Here is a 24,492-nt window from a genome sequence, read left to right on the forward strand (position 1 = left end):
CATAATAGAAAACGGCAATGTTTACACTTGGAGGTTATTATGGAAAAACCAAAATACAAACGTATCGTATTAAAGCTTAGCGGGGAAGCATTGGCAGGGGAACAGGGTAATGGAATTAACCCTACTGTCATTCAATCCATTGCAAAGCAAGTGAAAGAAATCGCTGAGCTTGAAGTCGAAGTGGCTGTTGTAGTAGGCGGCGGCAACTTATGGCGCGGAAAAACAGGAAGTGACCTGGGCATGGACCGCGCAACTGCAGACTATATGGGGATGCTGGCGACAGTGATGAACTCGCTTGCTCTTCAAGACAGCTTGGAAACACTCGGAATCCAGTCCAGAGTGCAAACATCCATTGAAATGAGACAAGTTGCTGAACCGTATATCAGAAGAAAAGCGATACGCCACTTAGAGAAAAAACGTGTCGTTATTTTTGCTGCGGGTACAGGAAACCCATATTTCTCAACTGATACGACAGCTGCACTGCGCGCTGCTGAAATTGAAGCAGACGTTATTTTAATGGCTAAAAACAATGTTGACGGTGTGTATAATGCTGATCCTAGAAAAGATGAATCAGCTGTAAAATATGAATCGCTTTCTTATCTTGACGTTCTAAAAGACGGCTTGGAAGTGATGGATTCAACAGCATCATCATTATGCATGGATAATGACATTCCGCTAATCGTCTTTTCTATTATGGAAGAAGGAAATATTAAACGCGCCGTGACAGGCGAATCAATCGGAACGATCGTGAGGGGGAAATAACGTGTCAAAAGAAGTATTAACACAAACGAAAGAAAAAATGGAAAAAGCAATTGCTGCTTATCAGCGTGAATTGGCGACTGTACGCGCAGGCCGTGCGAACCCATCTTTATTAGATAAAGTAACAGTTGAATATTACGGAGCGCAGACACCTTTAAACCAGCTGTCTTCTATTAACGTGCCTGAAGCTCGTATGCTGGTCATAACACCATACGACAAGTCAGCAATCGGTGATATCGAAAAAGCAATTTTAAAAGCGGATTTAGGCTTAACGCCAACGAGCGACGGCAATATGATTCGCATTGCGATTCCTGCGCTAACAGAAGAAAGACGTAAAGAATTAGTCAAAGTTGTAAAAAAATATGCTGAAGACGCAAAAGTAGCTGTACGAAATGTACGCCGTGATGCGAACGATGATCTCAAAAAACTTGAGAAAAACGGAGACATCACTGAAGATGAGCTGCGTGCTTCCAATGAAGATGTTCAAAAACTGACAGATGAATATGTGTCAAAAATTGACAGTGTCACAAAAGACAAAGAAAAAGAAATCATGGAAGTTTAATGAAAAACTATGTACAATAGATAATAGTGAAAAGACCCTCTCATGTTTACAGGGGGTTTTTTTGTTAATACTGTTGATTACATTGGTTATCAGCAGGGAATGCAACCTTTTTGGGTGACGGAGGAATCTCATGCTCAACATACTCAAAAATTGGAAGAACCAGCAAACTGCGGCTTCCAACTTAGAACGCTATACAAAAGAAGACATACTTAAGGGAGAAATCCCTGAACACATCGCCATTATAATGGATGGAAATGGCCGTTGGGCTAAAAAACGCTCTCTCCCCCGAATTGCAGGCCACCACGAAGGAATGAAGGTGGTTAAAAGGACAACAAAGCTTGCTAACGAATTGGGTGTCAAAGTACTGACCCTGTACGCATTTTCAACAGAAAACTGGAAGCGGCCGAAAATGGAAGTTGATTTTTTGATGAAGCTTCCTGAAGAGTTTTTGAATACGTATCTACCGGAACTTGTTGAGGAGAATGTGCAGGTCCGGATTATAGGAGATGAATCAGCCTTGCCGCCGCACACAATGCGAGCGATTGAAAAGGCTGTAAAGGATACGGCGCAAAATGACGGGCTGATCCTTAATTTTGCTCTCAACTATGGGGGCCGTACTGAAATTGTCACTGCTGCAAAAGCACTCGCGGAAAAAGTGAAGGATGGTTCTTTGAAAATAGAAGACATTGATGAATCGCTTTTTTCTAATCATTTAATGACTGAATCTTTGCAGGATCCTGAACTTTTAATTCGAACGAGCGGCGAGATTAGACTAAGCAACTTTATGCTTTGGCAGGTTGCCTACAGTGAATTTGTCTTTACTGACGTTCTGTGGCCTGACTTTAAAGAAAATCATTTCTTGCAGGCGTTAGGAGAATATCAGCAACGGGGCCGGAGGTTTGGCGGAATTTAGAGGATGGTGGACATGAAACAAAGAATTTTGACAGGTGTTCTGGCAGCAATTGTTTTTTTATTTTTAGTTATTGTCGGGAATTTGCCGTTCACCATATTAGTTTATGCAATGGGCAGTGTGGCGCTTTTTGAGCTTCTGCGGATGAAAAAACTTAAGCTTGTTTCACTGCCTGGATTGATCAGTCTTTTATTGTTATGGATGTTCTTAATGCCAAGCCAGTATTCTTTTTTTGAAGCGAATAGTATCTCGAAAATTGAAACGGCTTTGTTCGCAGTACTGATTTTACTGACGTACACAGTATTGGTGAAGAACACTTTTACCTTTGATGAAGTCGGCTTTATTACCCTTGCAACGATTTACATCGGAATGTGTTTTCATTATTTTATTGAAATCAGAAACCTTGATCAGCACGGGCTGACATACATTTTTTATGCCTGTGTCGTGATTTGGTCGACTGATTCCGGTGCATATTTTGTCGGGAAATCGCTTGGAAAACGAAAACTGTGGCCTGAAATCAGCCCTAATAAAACAGTTGAGGGATTTGTAGGCGGAATCGTCATTGCACTTGTACTTTCGACGATTTTTCAGCTTGTCGCAAACTTGCCGATCCCATACTTCTATCTGCTTTTGATCACACTGTTTTTGTCTGTTTTCGGACAGATTGGGGATTTAGTAGAATCCGCTCTGAAAAGACATTACGATGTAAAGGATTCTGGGAAGATCCTTCCCGGGCATGGCGGTGTGCTAGACCGTTTTGACAGTTTTTTGTTTGTCATGCCTTTCTTGTACTTTCTGCTTGCCCTTTTTTCATAAAAAAGTCTAATATGAATATGAGACTGAATATGCAGCAAAAAGAATAGGAGTAGTGGCACTTTGAAAAATATTTGTCTTTTAGGAGCAACAGGATCAATCGGCGAACAGACTCTTGACGTATTGCGTACGCACCAAGACCAATTTCAGCTGGTATCTATGTCGTTCGGCAAAAATATTGATAAGGCCGTGCCGATGATAGAGGCCTTTCAGCCGAAGTTTGTATCTGTCGGTGATCTGGATACATATCACAAATTAAAACAAGTTTCTTTTTCATTTGATTGCCAGATCGGGCTTGGTGAAGAAGGCCTGATTGAAGCGGCAGTTATGGAGGAAGTCGATATTGTTGTCAATGCCTTGCTTGGAAGTGTCGGTCTCATCCCTACGTTAAAGGCGATCGAACAGAAAAAAACAATTGCGCTTGCAAATAAGGAAACTCTTGTCACTGCCGGGCATATAGTTAAAGAACATGCTAAGAAATACAATGTTCCGCTGCTGCCCGTTGACAGTGAGCATTCAGCCATTTTTCAAGCCCTCCAAGGCGAACAGGCTAAAAACATTGATCGCCTTATCATTACGGCGTCCGGCGGAAGTTTTCGGGACAAGACGCGGGAGCAGCTCGAATCAGTTACAATTGAAGATGCATTACAGCACCCGAATTGGTCAATGGGTGCAAAAATTACGATTGATTCGGCTACAATGATGAATAAGGGATTAGAGGTGATTGAGGCGCATTGGCTTTTCGATATTCCATATGAACAAATCGATGTGGTCTTACATAAGGAAAGCATCATCCATTCCATGGTAGAGTTTCATGACAAAAGTGTGATTGCACAGCTCGGCACTCCTGATATGAGGGTTCCGATTCAATATGCGCTCACCTATCCCGACCGATTGCCATTGCCAGACGCCAAAAGGCTCGAGCTGTGGGAAATCGGCAGTCTTCATTTTGAGAAAGCTGACTTTGACAGGTTCCGCTGCTTACAATTTGCCTTTGAATCAGGTAAAATAGGGGGAACAATGCCGACTGTGCTAAACGCGGCAAATGAAGTGGCTGTCGCCGCCTTTTTAGCGGGCAAGATATCGTTTTTAGCGATTGAAGACTGTATCGAAAAGGCATTAAACCGCCATCAGCTTATTCAAAAGCCAAGCTTGGCAGACATTCAGGAAGTGGACAAAGATACCCGGGGATACGTCAATTCAATACTCACATAAGGTGGTATGTTCGTGAATACAGTTATAGCGTTTATCATTATTTTCGGAACGCTCGTTTTCTTCCATGAACTGGGCCATTTGTTGTTAGCCCAAAGAGCGGGAATTTTGTGCCGTGAATTTGCGATCGGCTTTGGTCCAAAAATCTTTTCATTCAAAAAAAATGAAACGGTGTATACGATCAGACTTCTCCCGGTCGGCGGGTTTGTCCGCATGGCCGGCGAAGATCCGGAAATGATTGAGGTGAAACCCGGCTACACGATCGGGCTTCTTTTTAACAAAGAGGATCAGGTTGAAAAAGTCATCATCAATCAAAAGGAAAAATACCCGGATGCTTTAATTATCGAGGTGGAAACGGCGGACCTAGAGCATGACATGAAGATCACCGGCTATGAACAGGGGAAAGAGGATGAGCTTTCCAGCTTTAGTGTGAGTGAAACCTCCTTTTTCATTGTAGACGGAGAAGAAGTTCAGATCGCGCCGTATAACCGCCAGTTTGGTTCCAAACCTGTGTGGCAGCGAATTAAGGCGATTGCCGCAGGTCCGATTATGAATTTCATATTGGCTTATGTCATTTTAGTGATGCTTGGGCTGATTCAGGGTGTTCCGTCAAATGAGCCTATGCTTGGACAACTGACAGACAACGGACGGGCAGCCGAAGCAGGGCTAAAAGAAGGAGATTACATTCAAAGCATTAACGGAGAGAAGATGAGGTCCTGGACCGACATTGTCTCTGCGGTAAAAGAAAACCCGGAAAAAGAAATTGACGTTGAGGTAAATAGAGATAACAAAACGCTCCACATTTCAGTTACTCCGGAAGCCGTTAAAGATGAGAACAAAAAAACAATCGGCCGCTTTGGTTCTTACGCGCCAACTGAGAAAGGCGTTCTCTCAGCAGTTGCTTATGGTGCAACATCAACTGTGGATGTTACAAAAGCGATATTAACGAATCTCAGTAAATTAGTGACAGGACAATTTAAAATTGATATGCTTTCAGGTCCTGTCGGCATATACGATATGACAGACCAAGTGGCAAAAACGGGAATTATTAATTTATTCCAGTTTGCTGCATTTTTAAGTATTAACCTTGGTATCGTCAACCTGCTTCCGATTCCGGCTCTTGACGGCGGAAGACTGTTGTTTCTATTTATAGAAGCCATTCGGGGCAAACCGATCAACAGAGAAAAAGAAGCCTTTGTGGTGTTTATCGGAGTCGCTTTCCTAATGCTTCTTATGCTGGTCGTTACATGGAACGATATCCAGCGGCTGTTTTTGTAAATGAAAAGTAAATCAATCAGAGGTGCGAAGAAATGAGACAAAGCTTGACGCTTATTCCTACGCTCCGTGAAGTTCCAGCTGATGCCGAAGCGAAAAGTCATCAGCTTCTTCTAAGAGCAGGATTTATCAGACAGAATACGAGCGGGGTATACAGCTATATGCCTCTTGCGTATAAGGTTATTCAAAACATTCAGCAGATCGTCCGTGAGGAAATGGAAAAAATCGACGCTGTAGAAATGCTTATGCCCGCGCTGCAGCAGGCTGAGACATGGCAGGAATCAGGCAGATGGTATACGTACGGTCCTGAACTGATGAGACTTAAAGACCGTCACGGCCGTGAATTTGCTTTAGGGGCAACGCATGAAGAAGTGATCACTTCACTCGTTCGCGATGAGGTTAAATCCTATAAGCGTCTCCCTCTGACTCTGTACCAAATCCAGTCTAAATTCAGGGATGAAAAACGCCCTCGCTTCGGTTTATTAAGAGGCCGCGAATTCATTATGAAGGATGCTTATTCTTTCCATGCTTCTGAAGAGAGCTTGGATGAAACATATCAAAAAATGTACAATGCGTATTCTAATGTTTTCGCCCGCTGCGGCATTAATGTAAGACCTGTTATCGCTGACTCAGGTGCCATGGGTGGAAAAGATACACATGAGTTTATGGCACTTTCTGACATCGGAGAGGATACCATTGCGTATTCTGATGAATCACAATATGCAGCCAATATCGAAATGGCTGAAGTTCTTTATCAGGAAGTCCCTTCAAATGAAGAGCCTATCGCTTTAGAAAAAGTGCACACTCCTAATGTGAAAACGATCGATGAGCTGACTGCATTTTTACAGGTCTCAGCTGAAGCCTGCATTAAATCGGTATTGTTTAAAGCGGATGACCGTTTTGTTCTGGTACTTGTAAGAGGGGATCACGAAGTGAATGAAATTAAAGTGAAGAATCTCCTGCATGCAGAGGTTATGGAACTTGCTTCTCATGAAGAGGTCGTTCAGCAGCTTGGAACAGAGCCTGGCTTTGTCGGACCTATCGGTGTGAATCAAGAGATTGACGCCTATGCAGATTTCGCTGTTAAAGCAATGGTTAATGCTGTTGCCGGTGCGAATGAAGGAGATTATCATTATAAAAATGTCAACGTAACCCGTGATGCGCAAATTAAAGAATTTGCCGATCTTCGCTTTATTAAGGAAGGCGACCCGTCACCAGACGGCAAAGGCACGATCCGTTTTGCAGAAGGAATCGAAGTCGGACAAGTCTTTAAGCTTGGAACTCGTTATTCTGAAGCGATGAATGCGACATATTTAGATGAAAACGGACGGGCACAGCCAATGCTGATGGGCTGTTACGGAATCGGTGTTTCCAGAACCCTTTCTGCTATTGCTGAACAGCATCACGACGAAAAAGGCTTAATATGGCCAAAAAGCGTCGCGCCGTATGATCTTCATATTCTTGCACTGAATATCAAAAACGATGCGCAAAAAGAATTGGCTGAAAAGCTGTACGCTGATTTAAAGGCGAAAGGCTATGAAGTGCTGTATGACGATCGTGCGGAACGTGCCGGCGTAAAATTTGCTGACTCGGATCTAATCGGTCTTCCAATCCGTATTACTGTCGGCAAACGGGCTGATGAAGGAATTGTGGAAGTGAAAATCCGCAAAACGGGTGAGTCAACAGAAGTTTCTGTTGATGAGTTATCTGCTTTTATCAGCAAGCAGTAAACACCATAACGATTTATCAAAAAACATGTTAAAATAGAAATAATAGAAGGTACCTCATTGCCTGAGGTACCTTCACTTATGATGTTTTTAGGGGGGATACTGTCTTAATGGAACAGTTATCAGTAAACAGAAGGCAGTTTCAAATTCTTCTGCAGCAGATTAATATGACAGATGATACCTTCATGACATACTTTGAAGATGGCGAGATTAAAAAGCTGACGATACACAAAGCGTCTAAATCCTGGCATTTTCATTTTAAATTCAAATCTTTGCTGCCTTATCAAATATATGACATGTTAACCATGAGGCTGACGCAATCGTTTGCCCATATTGCAAAAGTGACGTCTTCAATCGAAGTGCATGATGCCGAGGTTGATGAAGGCCTCGTGCAGGATTACTGGACACGCTGCATTGAAGAGCTGCAAGGCATTTCACCGCCGATTATCAGTCTCTTAAGCCAGCAAAAACCAAAGCTGAAGGGCAACAAACTGATTGTCAAAACAAAAACGGATACAGAAGCATCTGCTCTTAAGAACAAATACAGTGCGATGATTCAAGCGGGATACCGTCAATTTGGGTTTCCGGATTTTCAGCTTGATGCTGAAATATTTGTATCTGATCAAGAAGTGCAAAAGTTTCGGGAACAAAAGCTAGCTGAAGATCAAGAACGGGCGATGCAGGCTTTAATTGAAATGGAGAAGAAAGATAAAGAAAGTGATGAAGACCAAGCTCCTTCAGGGCCTCTTGTTATCGGCTATCAAATTAAAGATAATGAGGAAATCAGAACACTTGACAGCATAATGGACGAGGAACGGAGAATTACGGTTCAGGGTTATGTGTTTGATGTGGAAACCAGAGAACTGAAAAGCGGGCGCACGCTGTGCATCTTCAAAATTACTGACTACACAAATAGTATCTTAATTAAAATGTTTGCAAGAGAAAAAGAAGATGCGGCCCTGATGAAGTCTCTGAAAAAAGGCATGTGGGTAAAAGCGCGCGGAAGCATTCAAAACGACACCTTTGTCCGAGATCTGGTCATGATTGCAAACGATGTAAATGAGATAAAAGCAAAAAACCGTGAAGACACGGCGCCTGAAGGAGAAAAAAGGGTAGAATTGCATCTGCATTCCCCAATGAGCCAAATGGATGCTGTAACAGGCATCGGAAAGCTTGTTGAACAGGCGAAAAAATGGGGGCATGAGGCGATCGCTTTGACTGACCATGCTGTCGTTCAATCCTTCCCAGATGCGTATTCTGCTGCCCAAAAACATGGAATTAAAATGATTTACGGAATGGAAGCCAACATCGTGGATGACGGGGTGCCGATTGCTTATAATCCCGCACACCGTTTGCTTGATGAAGAAACATATGTCGTTTTTGACGTCGAAACAACCGGACTTTCCGCTGTGTATGATACGATTATTGAACTGGCGGCTGTAAAAGTGAAAGGCGGGGAGATCATTGATAAGTTTGAGTCATTTGCCAACCCGCATCGTCCGCTTTCGGCGACAATCATTGAACTGACAGGCATCACTGATGATATGCTGGTCGACGCGCCGGATGTAATAGACGTGATAAGAGATTTCAGAGAATGGATTGGCGATGATATTCTCGTCGCCCATAATGCAAGCTTCGATATGGGATTTTTAAACGTTGCTTTCAAAAAGCTTCTCCAAGTTGAAAAAGCAAAAAATCCTGTTATTGATACGCTGGAGCTCGGCCGTTTTCTTTATCCGGAATTTAAGAATCACCGTCTGAACACGCTGTGTAAAAAGTTTAACATTGAACTTACACAGCATCACCGTGCGATCTACGATACCGAGGCAACCGCTTATTTGCTTTTGAAAATGCTGGAGGATGCTGCTGAAAAGGGCATTCAGTATCATGACCAGCTGAATGAAAATATGGGTCAGTCCAACGCTTATCAAAGGTCAAGACCGTATCATGCAACAGTGCTGGCGGTGAACAGCACAGGCTTGAAAAACTTATTTAAGCTCGTTTCACTTTCCCATATTCATTATTTTTACAGAGTGCCGCGTATTCCAAGATCTCAGCTTGAGAAATACAGGGAAGGCCTTCTGATCGGTTCAGCCTGCGACAGAGGAGAGGTTTTTGAAGGCATGATGCAAAAGTCGCCGGAAGAGGTGGAGGATGTTGCGTCATTCTACGATTATCTCGAGGTTCAACCGCCTGAGGTGTACCGCCACTTGCTTGAGCTAGAACTGGTTCGCGATGAAAAATCGCTGAAAGAAATCATTACGAATATCACCAAACTCGGTGAAAAGCTTAATAAACCTGTTGTCGCAACAGGAAATGTTCATTATTTGAATGATGAGGACAAAATTTACAGAAAGATTTTAGTATCCTCTCAGGGCGGCGCGAATCCGCTGAACAGACACGAACTCCCGAAAGTGCATTTCAGAACGACAGATGAAATGCTTGAAGCCTTTTCCTTCTTAGGGGAAGAAAAAGCGAAGGAAATCGTTGTTACCAACACACAAAAGGTTGCATCTTTAATTGAAGACATCAAGCCGATTAAAGATGATTTATATACGCCGAAAATCGAAGGCGCTGATGAAGAGATCAGGGAAATGAGCTATCAGCGTGCACGTAGCATTTACGGAGAGCAGCTCCCTGAAATCGTTGAAGCGCGTATTGAAAAAGAACTGAAAAGTATCATCGGCCACGGCTTTGCTGTTATTTATTTGATCTCTCATAAACTCGTAAAGAGATCTCTCGATGACGGGTATCTGGTAGGGTCACGGGGATCGGTAGGTTCTTCATTAGTTGCGACACTTACTGAGATCACAGAGGTGAACCCGCTGCCGCCGCACTATATATGTGCTGAATGCCAGCATTCTGAGTTCTTTAATGACGGATCTGTCGGTTCAGGTTTTGACCTGCCTGACAAAATGTGTCCTCATTGCGGAACGCCTTTGAAAAAAGACGGGCACGATATTCCGTTTGAAACGTTCCTGGGATTTAAAGGGGATAAAGTACCTGATATCGATTTGAACTTCTCAGGGGAATATCAGCCGCAGGCCCACAATTATACAAAAGTATTGTTCGGAGAAGACAACGTATACCGTGCGGGAACGATCGGCACGGTTGCAGAAAAAACAGCCTACGGTTACGTAAAAGGCTATGCCGGCGACAATAATCTCCATATGCGCGGCGCCGAAATCGACCGGCTTGTGCAGGGCTGTACAGGTGTAAAACGGACGACCGGACAGCACCCTGGCGGTATTATTGTAGTTCCGGATTATATGGATATTTATGATTTCTCTCCGATTCAGTTTCCGGCAGATGCGACAGGTTCTGAATGGAAAACGACTCATTTTGACTTCCATTCCATTCATGACAACCTGCTGAAGCTTGATATTCTGGGGCACGATGACCCGACGGTAATCCGTATGCTTCAAGATTTAAGCGGAATTGATCCGAAAACGATTCCGACGGATGACCCTGAAGTAATGAAAATCTTCCAAGGAACCGAATCACTCGGTGTCACACAGGAACAGATTGGATGTAAAACGGGCACTCTGGGAATTCCTGAATTCGGAACCCGCTTTGTCCGGCAAATGCTTGAAGACACAAAGCCAACAACGTTTTCTGAGCTCGTTCAGATTTCAGGGCTGTCTCACGGAACAGATGTATGGCTCGGCAATGCGCAAGAGCTCATTCACAATAATATTTGTGAGCTGAGTGAGGTGATCGGCTGCCGTGATGACATTATGGTTTATTTAATCTATCAAGGGCTCGAGCCGTCACTGGCGTTTAAAATTATGGAATTTGTCCGTAAAGGAAAAGGTTTAACGCCTGAATGGGAAGAAGAAATGAAAAATAACAATGTCCCAGACTGGTATATCGATTCCTGCAAAAAGATTAAATACATGTTCCCGAAAGCCCACGCCGCGGCTTATGTATTAATGGCGGTCCGTATTGCTTACTTTAAAGTGCATCACGCGCTTCTGTATTATGCGGCTTATTTTACGGTTCGTGCAGACGACTTTGATATTGATACAATGATCAAAGGCTCCACAGCAATCAAAGCCGTCATGGAGGATATAAACTCCAAAGGGCTTGATGCGTCGCCGAAGGAAAAAAACCTTCTCACAGTATTAGAATTAGCGCTGGAAATGTGTGAAAGAGGCTATTCATTCCAAAAAGTCGATTTATACCGCTCCAGCGCAACGGAATTTATTATTGACGGCAACAGCCTGATCCCGCCGTTTAATTCTATTCCTGGATTAGGTACGAACGCCGCTCTAAATATTGTAAAGGCCCGTGAAGAAGGAGAATTTCTCTCAAAAGAAGATTTGCAAAAGAGAGGGAAAGTATCAAAAACGATTTTAGAGTATTTAGATCGTCACGGCTGTTTGGAGTCATTGCCGGATCAAAACCAATTATCGCTGTTTTAGCATATAAAAGCCGAATTTCTTAAGAAATTCGGCTTTTATGCATACATGAGCGGCAAAAGTGCAATCGTATGAGTAAGAGTCCCTGTGATCAGCTTAACAGCGTAAAGGTAAACGTATATCCATTTGCAATAAAAATATGGTTATGGTATAGTTTTATTGGAAATGCTAACGATTACCGAGGCAAAGAGTGGGGAAACCCGCTCTTTTGTATTGAACAAGACAATTTTGTCTCGACATGTTCATCGTTTACTTTAAAGCCCCTGCTCTTTTGAAGCAGGGTTTTTATGCAGAGTGACGAGACGAATATGATATCGACAGCACAAGGAGGAAGAACATGAGCAAAAAAGTGACTGACACCGTTCAAGAAATGGCTCAGCCAATCGTAGACAGCCTTCAGCTCGAACTCGTTGACATTGAATTTGTCAAAGAGGGTCAAAGCTGGTTCCTTCGCGTGTTTATTGATTCCGATGACGGTGTGGATATTGAGGAATGTGCCAAAGTAAGCGAAGCTCTAAGCGAGAAGCTTGATGAGGCAGACCCAATCAGCCAAAATTACTTTCTTGAGGTTTCATCCCCGGGAGCTGAGCGTCCATTAAAGAAAAAAGCCGATTTCGAAAAATCACTTGGGAAAAATGTATACATTAAGACCTATGAGCCGATTGACGGCGTAAAAGTGTTTGAAGGACAGCTGGCTGAATTCGATGGACAAACAGTGACAGTTGAGATGACAATCAAAACAAGAAAGAAACGGATCGATATTCCGTATGAAAAAATAGCTAACGCAAGATTAGCTGTCACATTCTAATGAATACAAGTTTTAAGGGGGGAGACCGTTAACATGAGCAGTGAATTATTAGATGCTCTCACCATTCTTGAAAAAGAAAAAGGCATCAGCAAAGAAATTATCATTGAAGCAATCGAAGCTGCTTTAATTTCTGCTTATAAGCGAAATTTTAATCAGGCGCAGAATGTACGGGTGGATTTGAACCGTGAAACAGGTACAATCCGTGTATTCGCAAGAAAAGATGTCGTTGATGAGGTATACGATCAAAGACTGGAGATCTCAATCGAAGAGGCGCAAAGCATCCACCCGGAATATATGGTAGGCGATGTTGTAGAGATTGAAGTAACGCCTAAGGATTTCGGACGCATTGCGGCCCAAACAGCGAAGCAGGTCGTGACACAGCGTGTGCGCGAAGCTGAACGCGGTGTGATCTATTCTGAGTTTATTGACCGTGAAGAAGACATCATGACTGGTATCGTCCAGCGCCTGGACAATAAATTTATCTATGTGTCTCTAGGCAAAATTGAAGCTTTGCTGCCGGTTAATGAACAAATGCCGAATGAAAGCTATAAGCCTCATGACCGCATTAAGGTTTATATCACAAAAGTAGAAAAAACGACGAAAGGCCCGCAGATTTATGTGTCAAGAACACACCCAGGCCTCTTGAAGCGTTTATTTGAAATCGAAGTGCCGGAAATTTATGATGGAACTGTAGAGCTGAAATCTGTTGCCAGAGAAGCAGGCGACCGTTCGAAAATTTCTGTTCGCACTGATGATCCTGATGTGGATCCGGTGGGCTCTTGCGTCGGTCCTAAAGGCCAGCGTGTTCAGGCGATTGTCAATGAATTAAAAGGTGAAAAAATTGACATTGTCAACTGGTCGAATGATCCTGTAGAATTTGTCGCGAATGCGCTCAGCCCTTCGAAAGTGCTGGATGTCATCGTGAATGAAGAAGAAAAAGCGACAACTGTTATTGTTCCTGATTACCAGCTGTCTCTGGCGATTGGCAAAAGAGGACAAAACGCACGCTTAGCTGCTAAATTGACAGGCTGGAAGATTGATATTAAGAGCGAAACAGACGCAAGAGAGCTTGGAATCTATCCGAGAGAACTTGAAGAAGAAGACGAAGAGCCGCTCTTTACGGAGCCTGAAACTGCTGAATCGGATGAATAAGAGGTGACCTTAGGTGAATAAACACAAAAAGATCCCGTTACGCAAGTGTGTAGTGACTGGAGAAATGAAGCCTAAAAAGGAACTAATCCGAGTTGTACGTTCAAAAGAAGGCGAAATCTCAGTAGATCCGACCGGGAAAAAGAACGGGCGGGGTGCTTATTTAACGCTGGATAAAGAGTGCATCTTAGCGGCAAAAAAGAAAAACACTTTGCAAAATCAATTTCAATCACAAATCGATGACCAGATTTTCGAAGAATTGCTGGAACTGGCGGAAAAGGTGAAAAAATAAAATGTCTGGAATGGAATGGTTTCCCTTGCTGGGTCTGGCCAATCGAGCTCGTAAGGTCGTGTCAGGCGAGGACTTGGTTATTAAAGAAATCAGGAATGCGCGTGCGAAGCTTGTCCTGCTTACAGAGGATGCATCATCTAACACAGCAAAGAAAGTAACCGACAAGTGCAATTATTATAAAGTTCCTTATAAAAAAGTCGCGGATCGCGCGATTCTTGGACGCTCTATCGGTAAAGAATCCCGTGTCGTTGTCGCCGTCACTGACCAAGGTTTTGCGAATAAGCTGATCAGCTTGCTCGATTAATATTTTTGGGGGTGAACGAATGGCTAAAATGAGAGTATACGAATATGCAAAAGCGTTAAATGTTTCAAGTAAGGAAATTTTGACCGCACTGAAGAACATGGATTTAGAAGTGAATAATCATATGGCCATGCTTGAAGAAAAGGCCATTAAACAGCTTGATGCCAAATTTAAAAAAGGCGGCGCAGCCGTTAAATCTCAAAAGCCTGCGGAAACGAACAAAAACAAACAGCCGCAAGGGGTAAATCAGCAGTCTGCTGGAAATCAACCAAATAAAATTCGAGACGGAAAGAAGAATGACGTGCAGAATAATCAATTTAACAAAAACAAGAAGAATAACAACAACAAAAAAAATAAACGCAACAATAACAACAACAGAAACCAACATCAGCAAAAGCCTGTGAAGCCGAAAAAAGAGCTTCCTGAAAAAATTACGTTCTCAGGCACTTTAACAGTCGGCGCGCTGGCTGAAGAGCTTGGCAAAGAGCCTTCTGAACTCATCAAAAAACTGATGCTTCTTGGAGTTATGGCGACCATTAACCAAGAGCTCGATAAAGACACAATCGAACTGATTGCATCAGAATACGGTGTTGAAACTGAAGAAGTTATTGTCCTTGAAGAAACTGAATTAGAGAAATACGAAGAGCCTGACAAAGAAGAGGATCTTGAAATTCGTCCTCCTGTCGTTACAATCATGGGTCACGTTGACCATGGGAAAACAACGCTTCTTGACAGCATCCGTAAAACAAAGGTTGTTGAAGGAGAAGCTGGCGGAATCACTCAGCATATCGGAGCCTACCAAATCGAAGAAAACGGCAAGAAAATCACTTTCTTGGATACCCCGGGTCACGCCGCATTTACAACAATGCGTGCACGCGGTGCGGAAGTAACTGATATTACGATCCTGGTTGTAGCTGCGGATGACGGTGTAATGCCGCAAACAGTAGAGGCGATCAACCACGCCAAAGCGGCAGAAGTACCGATCATCGTTGCTGTGAATAAAGTTGATAAAGAAGCTGCAAACCCTGACCGTGTGATGCAAGAACTGACAGAATACGGACTTGTGCCTGAAGCTTGGGGCGGAGAAACGATTTTTGTTCCGCTTTCCGCTTTAACTGGAAAAGGCATTGATGAACTCGTTGAAATGATTTTGCTTGTCAGTGAGGTAGAGGAACTGAAAGCGAACCCGAACCGCCAGGCAAAAGGAACTGTTATTGAAGCGGAACTTGATAAAGGCAGAGGGTCAGTTGCGACATTGCTCGTACAGACTGGAACACTGCATGTCGGTGATCCGATTGTAGTCGGCAATACATTTGGCCGTGTCCGTGCAATGGTCAATGATATTGGTCGCCGTGTGAAAACAGCGGGACCGTCTACTCCGGTTGAAATTACCGGTCTAAATGACGTGCCTCAAGCGGGAGATCAATTCCTTGTCTTTAAAGATGAAAAAACAGCTCGTTCTGTTGGAGAAGCCCGTGCTTCCAAACAGCTTGAAGAGCAGCGCAGCGATAAAGCGAAGCTGAGTCTTGACGACTTATTCGAGCAAATTAAACAAGGTGATGTAAAAGACATCAACCTCATCGTAAAAGCTGACGTTCAAGGATCTGCCGAAGCTTTAACAGCCGCACTTCAAAAAATTGAAGTTGAAGGCGTTAAAGTGAAAATCATCCACACAGGCGTTGGTGCAATCACAGAATCTGACATTATTTTAGCATCTGCTTCCAATGCAATTGTTATCGGGTTTAATGTGAGACCGGACGGTAATGCTAAGAGTACGGCTGAAGCTGAAAACGTAGATATTCGTCTTCACCGTATTATTTACAAAGTAATCGACGAGATTGAAGCAGCTATGAAAGGTATGCTTGATCCTGAATATGAAGAAAAAGTAATTGGTCAAGTAGAAGTGCGCCAAACATTTAAAGTATCTAAAATCGGTACGATTGCCGGCGGATATGTTACTGAAGGAACGATTACGCGCGACAGCGGCCTCCGTTTAATTCGTGACGGCGTCGTGATCTTCGAAGGCGAAGTGGACGTTCTGAAACGCTTTAAAGACGATGTGAAAGAAGTTTCACAAGGCTACGAATGTGGTATAACGATTAAGAAATACAATGACATTCGTGAAGGTGACATCCTTGAAGCGTTTGTCATGCAAGAAATTGAAAGAACGTGATCGGATTTGCGGAATGTGAATGCATCATTTATGATGCAGGATCGTTAAAAGAAAAGCGCGCCGTTCTGAAGCGGATCTTAACCAGGGTTCAAAATAAGTTCAATGTTTCGATTTCGGAGATTGGCTATCAGGACACATGGCAAAGAACCAGCTTTGGAATTGCCGCTGTTTCTTCCTCTCGCGTTCAGACAGAAAAAGAGTTGCAGCGTGTTCTTGCGTTTATCGACTCTTTTCCTGAAATTGAACGGACGATCACTAGAACAGAGTGGTTTTAACTTAGAGGTGATTGAATTGAGTATGAGAGCAAACCGTGTCGGCGAGCAAATGAAAAAAGAACTCGGTGATATTATCAGCCGAAAGCTGAAGGATCCGAGAATTGGTTTTCTGACAGTAACGGATGTACGTGTATCAGGTGATTTACAAATTGCAAAGGTGTATATTTCCGTTCTCGGAGACGAGAAAAAACGGGAGGAAGCACTGAAAGGGCTTGCTAAGGCGAAAGGGTTTATTCGCTCTGAAATCGGCAGCCGCATCAGACTTCGTAAAACGCCTGAAATTGAATTTGAGTTCGATGAATCAATTGATTACGGAAATCGAATCGAAACATTGATTCACCAATTGAATTCAGAGAACCCGTCTGAATAACAAATGAAGAGGATAGGCGTTCGTCGTCTGTCCTCTTTTCTGCGTTTTGAAGAAAATCCTCACAACAGAAGGAGTGAAAGGCATATGGTTAACGGAGTTCTCCTTTTACATAAACCGGTCGGCATGACATCACATGATTGTGTCATGAAGATCCGGAAGCTGCTAAAAACAAAAAAAGTCGGACATACGGGAACGCTTGATCCTGAGGTATCAGGTGTGCTTCCGATTTGTGTGGGCCGGGCTACAAAAATTGTCGAATATTTAACTGAGAAGTCTAAAACATATGATGCTGAAATTACGCTTGGTGTTTCAACGACGACAGAGGATCAAACCGGAGAAACCGTTGAAACAAAGCCAGTAGATCAAGCTGTTGATGAAGCAGAAGTAGAAAAGGTTTTAAACAGTTTAAAGGGACAACAAGAACAGATTCCCCCGATGTATTCCGCAGTAAAGGTAAACGGCAAAAAATTATATGAATATGCAAGAGCGGGACTTGAAGTAGAACGGCCAAAACGTCTTATTACCATTGAAGATATTGTGCTCACTACAGGGGTTAAACATAATGGAGAGACAGCGAGTTTCCGGTTTACAGTAACATGTTCAAAAGGAACCTATGTGCGGACATTGGCGGTTATGATTGGCGAAAAGCTCGGATATCCGGCTCATATGTCTCATTTGATCCGTACGGCATCCGGTGACTTTTCTCTTGATGAATGCTTTACGTTTGAAGAGCTGGAAGCTCAAGCCGAGTCCGGAACTGTAGCAGAGCATACAGTCTCTATTGAACGTGCGCTCAATCATTTGCCGAAATGGATCATAAGTGATACATTAGCTAAGAAAGTAGAAAATGGGGCTTTGCTTGAAACACCAGAACAATTCTCGGATCTGACAAGTAACGACCGTCTCGCAGTCTATACGGAATCCGGAAGCTGTCTGGCGATTTATTTCCCTCATCCTACAAAACACGGGCTGTTAAAGCCGGCAAAAGTATTGATGCAAAAAAGCGAACAATAGAAAAAAGGTGACCGTTCTGTGAAGACGATACATATTACACATCCGCATCATTTAATCAAAGAGGAGCAGCCAAAGTCTGTGATGGCGTTAGGTTATTTTGACGGCGTTCATTTAGGGCATCAAAAGGTAATCGGCACAGCTAAACAGATAGCTGAAGAAAAGAATCTGACATTAGCTGTGATGACCTTTCACCCCCATCCTTCCCATGTGCTGGGCAGGGATCAGGAACCAAAGGATCTGATTACCCCTCTTGAAGATAAAATCAGCCAAATTGAACAATTAGGCACGGAGATTCTGTATGTCGTTAAATTCAATGAAGTGTTTGCTTCTCTGACTCCTAAGCAGTTTGTCGATCAGTACATTTTAGGCCTGAATGTACAGCATGCAGTGGCAGGCTTTGATTTTACGTACGGAAAATACGGCAAAGGAACAATGGAAACGATGCCGATTGATTTAGATGGAAAAGCTGATTGCACAATGGTGGAAAAATTGACGGAGCAGGATAAAAAAATCAGCTCCAGCTATATTCGGACTGCACTTCAAAACGGAGACGTTGAACTGGCCAATGTCTTGCTTGGACAGCCCTACTTTATTAAAGGAATTGTCATTCACGGAGATAAAAGAGGGCGGACAATCGGGTTTCCGACGGCCAATATCGGCTTAAATAACAGCTATATTGTCCCGCCGACCGGTGTATATGCCGTCAAGGCGGAAATAAACGGCGAAATTTACAACGGCGTTTGCAATATCGGCTATAAGCCGACGTTTTATGAAAAACGTCCGGAACAGCCTTCAATTGAGGTCAATTTATTTGATTTTGATCAAGAAGTATACGGAGCCGCTATAAAAATTGAATGGTATAAACGTATTCGGAGCGAGCGCAAGTTCAACGGCATTCAAGAATTAACAGAGCAAATTGAGAAAGATAAGCAGGAAGCGATCCGTTATTTCAGCAATTTGCGGAAATAACATGCAGCGCACACAAATTTTATTCTAAAATATTTGCATATAGGCTCGATTTTTAGTATGATAGTTTTCGTAGTCTTAAAACCTTTGCTTGGCAATCCGAAGTCACCGACGGTTGCTAGGTAACTGGGGCTAAATATTATTTGGAGGTGAAACAGGATGGCAATTACTCAAGAGCGTAAAAACCAACTCATCAGCGAGTTTAAAACACACGAATCTGATACTGGATCTCCAGAAGTTCAGATCGCTATCCTAACTGATTCAATTAACAACTTGAACGAGCATTTACGTACTCACAAGAAAGACCACCATTCACGTCGCGGTCTTCTTAAAATGGTAGGTAAGCGTCGTAATCTTCTTACGTATCTGCGTAATAAAGACGTAACTCGTTACCGTGAGTTAATTAACAAACTAGGCTTACGTCGATAATCGTAAAAAGCGGGAGGATTCCCGCTTTTTTATCGTATAAAAGCGAAAAAATTTTCATAACCAATCATTGAAATCCTTTTACATACTACTTTGACATTGATATGTTCAATCCATTTCGTTCATAATAGGAGTAATTGATTATTTCACACAACGAAGAGAGGAGTTCGTAATCGTATGGGACAAGAAAAACATGTCTTTACCATAGATTGGGCCGGCAGAACGCTTACTGTTGAAACCGGCCAGCTTGCCAAACAGGCAAATGGTGCTGTTATGGTTCGCTATGGCGATACAGCAGTACTCAGTACAGCAACCGCTTCAAAAGAACCGAAACCGCTTGATTTCTTCCCGCTTACTGTAAACTATGAGGAAAGATTGTATGCGGTAGGTAAAATACCTGGCGGGTTTATTAAAAGAGAAGGACGTCCAAGTGAAAAAGCCGTTTTGGCGAGCCGTTTAATCGACCGTCCGATCCGGCCATTGTTCGCCGATGGATTCCGTAATGAAGTTCAAGTTATCAGCATCGTCATGAGTGTTGATCAAGACTGCTCTTCAGAAATGGCTGCTATGTTCGGTTCATCGCTTGCACTTTCTGTATCAGACATCCCGTTTGAAGGACCGATTGCAGGGGTAACTGTCGGACGCATTGACAATCAATTTGTGATTAACCCGACGGTTGATCAGCTTGAGAAAAGTGATATCAATCTTGTCGTTGCCGGAACTAAAGATGCAATTAACATGGTGGAAGCAGGAGCAGACGAAGTTCCTGAGGAAACGATGCTAGAAGCGATTATGTTCGGCCATGATGAGATTAAACGCCTGATTGCATTCCAAGAAGAAATTGTTGCAGCTGTCGGCAAAGAAAAATCAGAAATTAAGCTTTATGAAATTGATGAAGAGCTGAGTGAAAAAGTTAAGGCTTTAGCAGAGCAAGATTTGCTGAAAGCAATCCAGGTTCATGAAAAGCATGCTCGCGAAGATGCCATTAATGAAGTGAAAAACACAGTTGTGGCAAAATTCGAGGATGATGAGCATGACGAGGAAACAATCAAACAAGTCAAACAGATTTTGTCCAAGCTTGTCAAAAATGAAGTGCGCCGCCTGATTACTGAAGAGAAAGTAAGACCTGACGGCCGCGGGGTCGATCAAATCCGCCCGCTTTCTTCAGAGGTTGGCCTCTTGCCGAGAACACACGGTTCCGGATTGTTTACAAGAGGACAGACTCAGGCTCTCAGCGTTTGTACGTTAGGTGCTCTCGGAGATGTGCAAATCCTTGATGGTTTAGGTGTCGAAGAATCGAAACGGTTTATGCATCATTACAACTTCCCGCAATTCAGCGTCGGGGAAACTGGACCGATGCGCGGACCGGGACGCCGTGAAATCGGACATGGAGCTCTTGGTGAACGTGCGCTCGAGCCTGTTATTCCGTCTGAAAAAGACTTCCCTTATACTGTCCGTCTTGTATCCGAAGTGCTTGAATCAAACGGTTCCACTTCTCAGGCAAGTATTTGTGCAAGCACACTTGCGATGATGGATGCCGGTGTACCGATTAAAGCACCAGTCGCAGGTATTGCAATGGGACTTGTCAAATCAGGCGAACATTATACTGTTCTGACTGATATTCAAGGTATGGAAGATGCGCTTGGAGACATGGACTTTAAAGTTGCCGGAACTGCAAAGGGCGTAACGGCGCTGCAAATGGACATTAAAATTGAAGGCCTCTCCAGAGAGATTCTTGAAGAAGCGCTTCAGCAGGCGAAAAAAGGAAGAATGGAAATCCTCAACAGTATGCTTGCTACATTAAGCGAATCAAGAAAAGAGCTTTCTCAATATGCGCCTAAGATTTTAACAATGGCTATTAATCCTGATAAAATCCGCGATGTCATCGGACCTAGCGGAAAACAAATCAATAAAATCATCGAAGAGACCGGTGTTAAAATTGATATCGAGCAGGATGGCACAATCTTTATTTCATCGACAGTTGAAAGCAGCAACCAAAAAGCGAAGAAAATCATCGAAGACCTCGTCAGAGAGGTTGAAGTCGGCCAGCTTTACTTAGGTAAAGTGAAACGAATTGAAAAGTTCGGCGCTTTCGTTGAAATTTTCAGCGGAAAAGACGGTTTGGTGCACATTTCAGAGCTTGCGCTTGAGCGCGTAGGAAAAGTTGAAGATGTTGTCAAAATCGGAGACGAGATTCTTGTGAAGGTTACTGAAATCGATAAGCAAGGACGGGTCAACTTGTCTCGTAAAGCTGTGCTCCGTGAAGAGAAAGAAAAAGAAGAACAAAAATCTTAAATGAAAACATAAAAGGAGCCTGGGAGACCCGGCTTCTTTATTTTGACGCTTTAAAAAGCAAGCGGGTTCTACCTTGTCCTTCTCCTTCATAATGTGAGGTGAGGGGGGGACAGAACATGTACAAAAAATTTGTACCGTTTGCCGTTTTTCTATTTCTTTTTTTTGTTTCATTCGAGATGATGAAAAATCCGCACACACTTGATTATATAGGGGCAATGAAACAAGATACGGTGACCGTCTCGGCGTCCAAAGACCCGTTATATGAAGAATTGCTTCAAAAGGCGCCAGATTATGAAGTAAAGCCTCAGAATGCAAGAATAGACAAGGTGTGGAAAAGCATTCCCGGTTACAATGGTTTAAAGGTCAATATTGAAAAATCATATAAAAAAATGAAAAAGCACGGTGAATTTCGGGAAAACGATTTAGTGTACAGTCAAGTAAAACCAAGCGTTCATCTTGAGTCTCTTCAGCCAGAGCCTATTTACAAAGGGAATCCGGAAAAACCGATGGTGGCTTTTTTAATTAATGTGGCATGGGGAAACGAATATTTGGAAAGAATGCTCCCTGTCCTTCAAAAGCATAACGTGAAGGCTACGTTTTTTCTGGAAGGCAATTGGGTGAAAAACAATGAACAGCTGGCTAAAAAGATTGCGGAAAAAGGACATGAAATCGGAAATCATTCATACAATCATCCGGATATGAGCAAACTGACTACAGGAAGAATTTCCGAACAGCTCGACAAGACGAATGAGCAAATAGAAAAAACGCTCGGCGTCAAGCCGAAATGGTTCGCTCCGCCAAGCGGGAGTTTCAGGAAAGCGGTTGTTGACATTGCAGCTGAGAAACATATGGGAACGGTGATGTGGACAGTTGATACAATCGACTGGCAAAAACCGGCTCCGTCTGCACTTCAAACCCGGGTGTTAAGCAAGATACATAATGGTGCCATGATTTTAATGCATCCGACTGATCCCACGGCGGAAAGTCTTGAAGCGCTGATTACAAAGATAAAAGATAAAGGATATGCGCTTGGAACAGTCACTGAACTAATGGATGAAACAAGACTGTTGAAGTAACAGGGCAGGCAGCTAGTCTTTGAATAGGAGGAACAAATTTGATTAAACGATATACGTGTCAAAATGGTGTAAGAGTTGTGCTTGAAAATAACCCGACAGTCCGTTCTGTCGCGATCGGCGTTTGGATTGGCACAGGCTCGCGGCACGAAACGCCGGAGATAAATGGGATTTCCCACTTTTTGGAGCATATGTTCTTCAAAGGGACGAGCACAAGATCTGCACGTGAGATAGCAGAATCTTTTGATCGTATTGGCGGTCAGGTCAATGCGTTTACCTCAAAGGAATATACCTGCTATTATGCAAAGGTGCTTGATGAGCATGCGAATTACGCACTTGACGTATTAGCAGATATGTTCTTTCATTCAACTTTTGATGAAAACGAGCTGAAAAAAGAAAAAAATGTAGTTTACGAAGAAATAAAAATGTATGAAGACGCGCCCGATGATATTGTTCATGATTTACTGAGCAAAGCCACGTACGGGAATCATTCTCTAGGCTATCCGATTCTAGGCACAGAAGAAACGCTTGATTCCTTTAACGGCGACTCTCTCAGACAATACATGCATGATTATTATACGCCGGACCGTGTCGTTATTTCTGTAGCGGGTAATATATCAGAAAGCTTTATAAAAGATGTAGAAAAATGGTTCGGATCATACGAGGCAAAAGGCAAAGCGACAGGTCTACAGAAGCCCGGATTCCATACAGAAAAACTCACAAGAAAAAAAGAAACAGAACAAGCCCATTTATGTCTGGGATTTAAAGGGCTGGAAGTCGGTCATGAAAAAATTTATGATTTGATCGTCCTTAATAATGTGCTCGGAGGCAGCATGAGCAGCCGCCTGTTCCAAGATGTTCGTGAAGATAAAGGGCTCGCTTATTCTGTTTACAGCTATCACAGCTCATATGAGGACAGCGGCATGCTCACCATTTATGGCGGAACAGGTGCAAATCAGCTTCAGCAGCTGTCAGAAACCATTCAAGAAACCCTTGCAACATTAAAGCGCGACGGCATAACGCCAAAAGAGCTGGAAAACAGCAAGGAGCAAATGAAGGGAAGCTTGATGCTGAGCTTAGAAAGCACGAACAGCAAAATGAGCCGAAATGGTAAAAATGAACTGCTGCTCGGAAAACACAAAACATTAGACGAAATTATTAATGAATTAAACGCTGTAAACTTAGAACGTGTCAACGGTCTTGCCAGACAAATGTTTACGAATGACTATTCTCTGGCTCTTATCAGCCCTTCCGGCAATATGCCGTCATAAATCTGAAATGCCTGCCCTGAAACGGAGCAGGCATTTTTTTATCATTTTGATCATACATAGTACAAGGGGGTGACAGAGATGCGGCTCAGTGAATTATCCGGGAAGGAAATTGTCGACATCAAAAGAGCTGAACGGCTGGGAGTACTGGGGCAGACCGATTTAGAAATCAATGAACAGGATGGTCAGATCACAGCGCTCCTCATTCCGACAGTCAAATGGTTTGGTTTGAGAAAACACGGTCAAGACATTCGTGTCCCCTGGAATCATATTCAAAAGATCGGATCAGATATGATCATTTTAGATGTCCCTGAGGAAATTTCTCCTCACCAAGAGTAACTATAGAAAAGGCCCAACTCTGCAGGTTATGGGCTTTCATGAAAACATCCAAACATCGGCTGAG

Annotated in this window: 22 protein-coding genes; all 22 read left to right on the forward strand. The window is 43.1% G+C overall.

From position 1 onward, the window contains the following. Positions 1–39 precede the first annotated feature (39 nt). The 22 genes from pyrH to WA325_RS00650 all read left to right on the forward strand — a co-directional run bounded on the left by pyrH (position 40) and on the right by WA325_RS00650 (position 24,428). Positions 40–762 carry a UMP kinase gene (pyrH, locus tag WA325_RS00545; protein ID WP_010334275.1) on the forward strand — a complete coding sequence of 241 codons (723 nt, stop codon included), beginning with the start codon at positions 40–42 and terminating at the stop codon, positions 760–762. Position 763: 1 nt separating this feature from the next. Next, the gene (gene frr / locus WA325_RS00550) at positions 764–1,321 is read left to right on the forward strand and encodes a ribosome recycling factor (RefSeq protein WP_024121420.1); all 558 of its coding nucleotides are present in this window, start codon (positions 764–766) and stop codon (positions 1,319–1,321) included. Between the two features lie 130 nt (positions 1,322–1,451). Next, positions 1,452–2,234, forward strand: coding sequence for an isoprenyl transferase (locus WA325_RS00555; protein ID WP_105954242.1), 783 nt, complete (start codon positions 1,452–1,454; stop codon positions 2,232–2,234). A 3-nt stretch (positions 2,235–2,237) separates the two neighbouring features. Continuing rightward, positions 2,238–3,047, forward strand: a complete 810-nt coding sequence (cdsA, locus tag WA325_RS00560) for a phosphatidate cytidylyltransferase (RefSeq protein WP_336183053.1) — start codon at positions 2,238–2,240, stop codon at positions 3,045–3,047. 60 nt (positions 3,048–3,107) lie between these two features. After that, positions 3,108–4,259, forward strand: coding sequence for a 1-deoxy-D-xylulose-5-phosphate reductoisomerase (gene dxr / locus WA325_RS00565; protein WP_024121423.1), 1,152 nt, complete (start codon positions 3,108–3,110; stop codon positions 4,257–4,259). 6 nt (positions 4,260–4,265) lie between these two features. Beyond that, entirely contained in the window at positions 4,266–5,534 is a 1,269-nt protein-coding gene (gene rseP / locus WA325_RS00570) for an RIP metalloprotease RseP (protein ID WP_105954244.1), read from the forward strand. 32 nt (positions 5,535–5,566) lie between these two features. Next, positions 5,567–7,261 (forward strand): proline--tRNA ligase, encoded by a 1,695-nt coding sequence (gene proS / locus WA325_RS00575; RefSeq protein ID WP_336183054.1) that lies wholly within the window; start codon positions 5,567–5,569, stop codon positions 7,259–7,261. 107 nt (positions 7,262–7,368) lie between these two features. Then, positions 7,369–11,682: a PolC-type DNA polymerase III gene (locus tag WA325_RS00580; RefSeq protein WP_024121426.1), complete on the forward strand. Its 4,314-nt coding sequence runs from the start codon at positions 7,369–7,371 to the stop codon at positions 11,680–11,682. A gap of 334 nt (positions 11,683–12,016) precedes the next feature. After that, positions 12,017–12,487, forward strand: a complete 471-nt coding sequence (gene rimP, locus WA325_RS00585; protein WP_024121427.1) for a ribosome maturation factor RimP — start codon at positions 12,017–12,019, stop codon at positions 12,485–12,487. Positions 12,488–12,520: 33 nt separating this feature from the next. Continuing rightward, the gene (nusA, locus tag WA325_RS00590; protein WP_105954246.1) at positions 12,521–13,639 is read left to right on the forward strand and encodes a transcription termination factor NusA; all 1,119 of its coding nucleotides are present in this window, start codon (positions 12,521–12,523) and stop codon (positions 13,637–13,639) included. A gap of 13 nt (positions 13,640–13,652) precedes the next feature. Beyond that, positions 13,653–13,928 (forward strand): glucose-induced regulator RulR, encoded by a 276-nt coding sequence (rulR, locus tag WA325_RS00595; protein WP_010334283.1) that lies wholly within the window; start codon positions 13,653–13,655, stop codon positions 13,926–13,928. A gap of 1 nt (position 13,929) precedes the next feature. After that, complete coding sequence (locus WA325_RS00600; protein WP_024121429.1) at positions 13,930–14,232, forward strand: YlxQ family RNA-binding protein; 303 nt, start codon at positions 13,930–13,932, stop codon at positions 14,230–14,232. Positions 14,233–14,251: 19 nt separating this feature from the next. Further along, positions 14,252–16,402, forward strand: coding sequence for a translation initiation factor IF-2 (infB, locus tag WA325_RS00605; RefSeq protein ID WP_105991182.1), 2,151 nt, complete (start codon positions 14,252–14,254; stop codon positions 16,400–16,402). Beyond that, positions 16,399–16,677 carry a DUF503 domain-containing protein gene (locus WA325_RS00610; RefSeq protein WP_003220950.1) on the forward strand — a complete coding sequence of 93 codons (279 nt, stop codon included), beginning with the start codon at positions 16,399–16,401 and terminating at the stop codon, positions 16,675–16,677. The genes infB and WA325_RS00610 overlap by 4 nt, the downstream gene beginning before the upstream one ends. Positions 16,678–16,693: 16 nt before the next feature. Further along, on the forward strand, positions 16,694–17,047 hold the full coding sequence (gene rbfA / locus WA325_RS00615; RefSeq protein WP_010334286.1) for a 30S ribosome-binding factor RbfA: 354 nt from the start codon (positions 16,694–16,696) through the stop codon (positions 17,045–17,047). Positions 17,048–17,131: 84 nt separating this feature from the next. After that, positions 17,132–18,061, forward strand: coding sequence for a tRNA pseudouridine(55) synthase TruB (truB, locus tag WA325_RS00620; protein ID WP_105954248.1), 930 nt, complete (start codon positions 17,132–17,134; stop codon positions 18,059–18,061). 18 nt (positions 18,062–18,079) lie between these two features. Continuing rightward, entirely contained in the window at positions 18,080–19,030 is a 951-nt protein-coding gene (gene ribF / locus WA325_RS00625) for a bifunctional riboflavin kinase/FAD synthetase (protein WP_105954249.1), read from the forward strand. A 156-nt stretch (positions 19,031–19,186) separates the two neighbouring features. Beyond that, on the forward strand, positions 19,187–19,456 hold the full coding sequence (rpsO, locus tag WA325_RS00630; protein ID WP_003154182.1) for a 30S ribosomal protein S15: 270 nt from the start codon (positions 19,187–19,189) through the stop codon (positions 19,454–19,456). Positions 19,457–19,630: 174 nt separating this feature from the next. Next, on the forward strand, positions 19,631–21,748 hold the full coding sequence (gene pnp, locus WA325_RS00635; RefSeq protein ID WP_095713847.1) for a polyribonucleotide nucleotidyltransferase: 2,118 nt from the start codon (positions 19,631–19,633) through the stop codon (positions 21,746–21,748). A gap of 116 nt (positions 21,749–21,864) precedes the next feature. Further along, entirely contained in the window at positions 21,865–22,824 is a 960-nt protein-coding gene (locus tag WA325_RS00640; RefSeq protein WP_024121435.1) for a polysaccharide deacetylase family protein, read from the forward strand. Between the two features lie 38 nt (positions 22,825–22,862). After that, a complete protein-coding gene (locus WA325_RS00645; RefSeq protein WP_024121436.1) occupies positions 22,863–24,092 on the forward strand; it encodes a M16 family metallopeptidase in 1,230 nt (409 codons plus the stop codon). 78 nt (positions 24,093–24,170) lie between these two features. Then, positions 24,171–24,428, forward strand: a complete 258-nt coding sequence (locus tag WA325_RS00650) for a YlmC/YmxH family sporulation protein (RefSeq protein WP_010334291.1) — start codon at positions 24,171–24,173, stop codon at positions 24,426–24,428. The last annotated feature ends 64 nt before the right edge of the window (positions 24,429–24,492 follow it).

The organism is Bacillus sp. 205(2023), from assembly GCF_037027485.1.
Taxonomy (GTDB): domain Bacteria; phylum Bacillota; class Bacilli; order Bacillales; family Bacillaceae; genus Bacillus; species Bacillus halotolerans.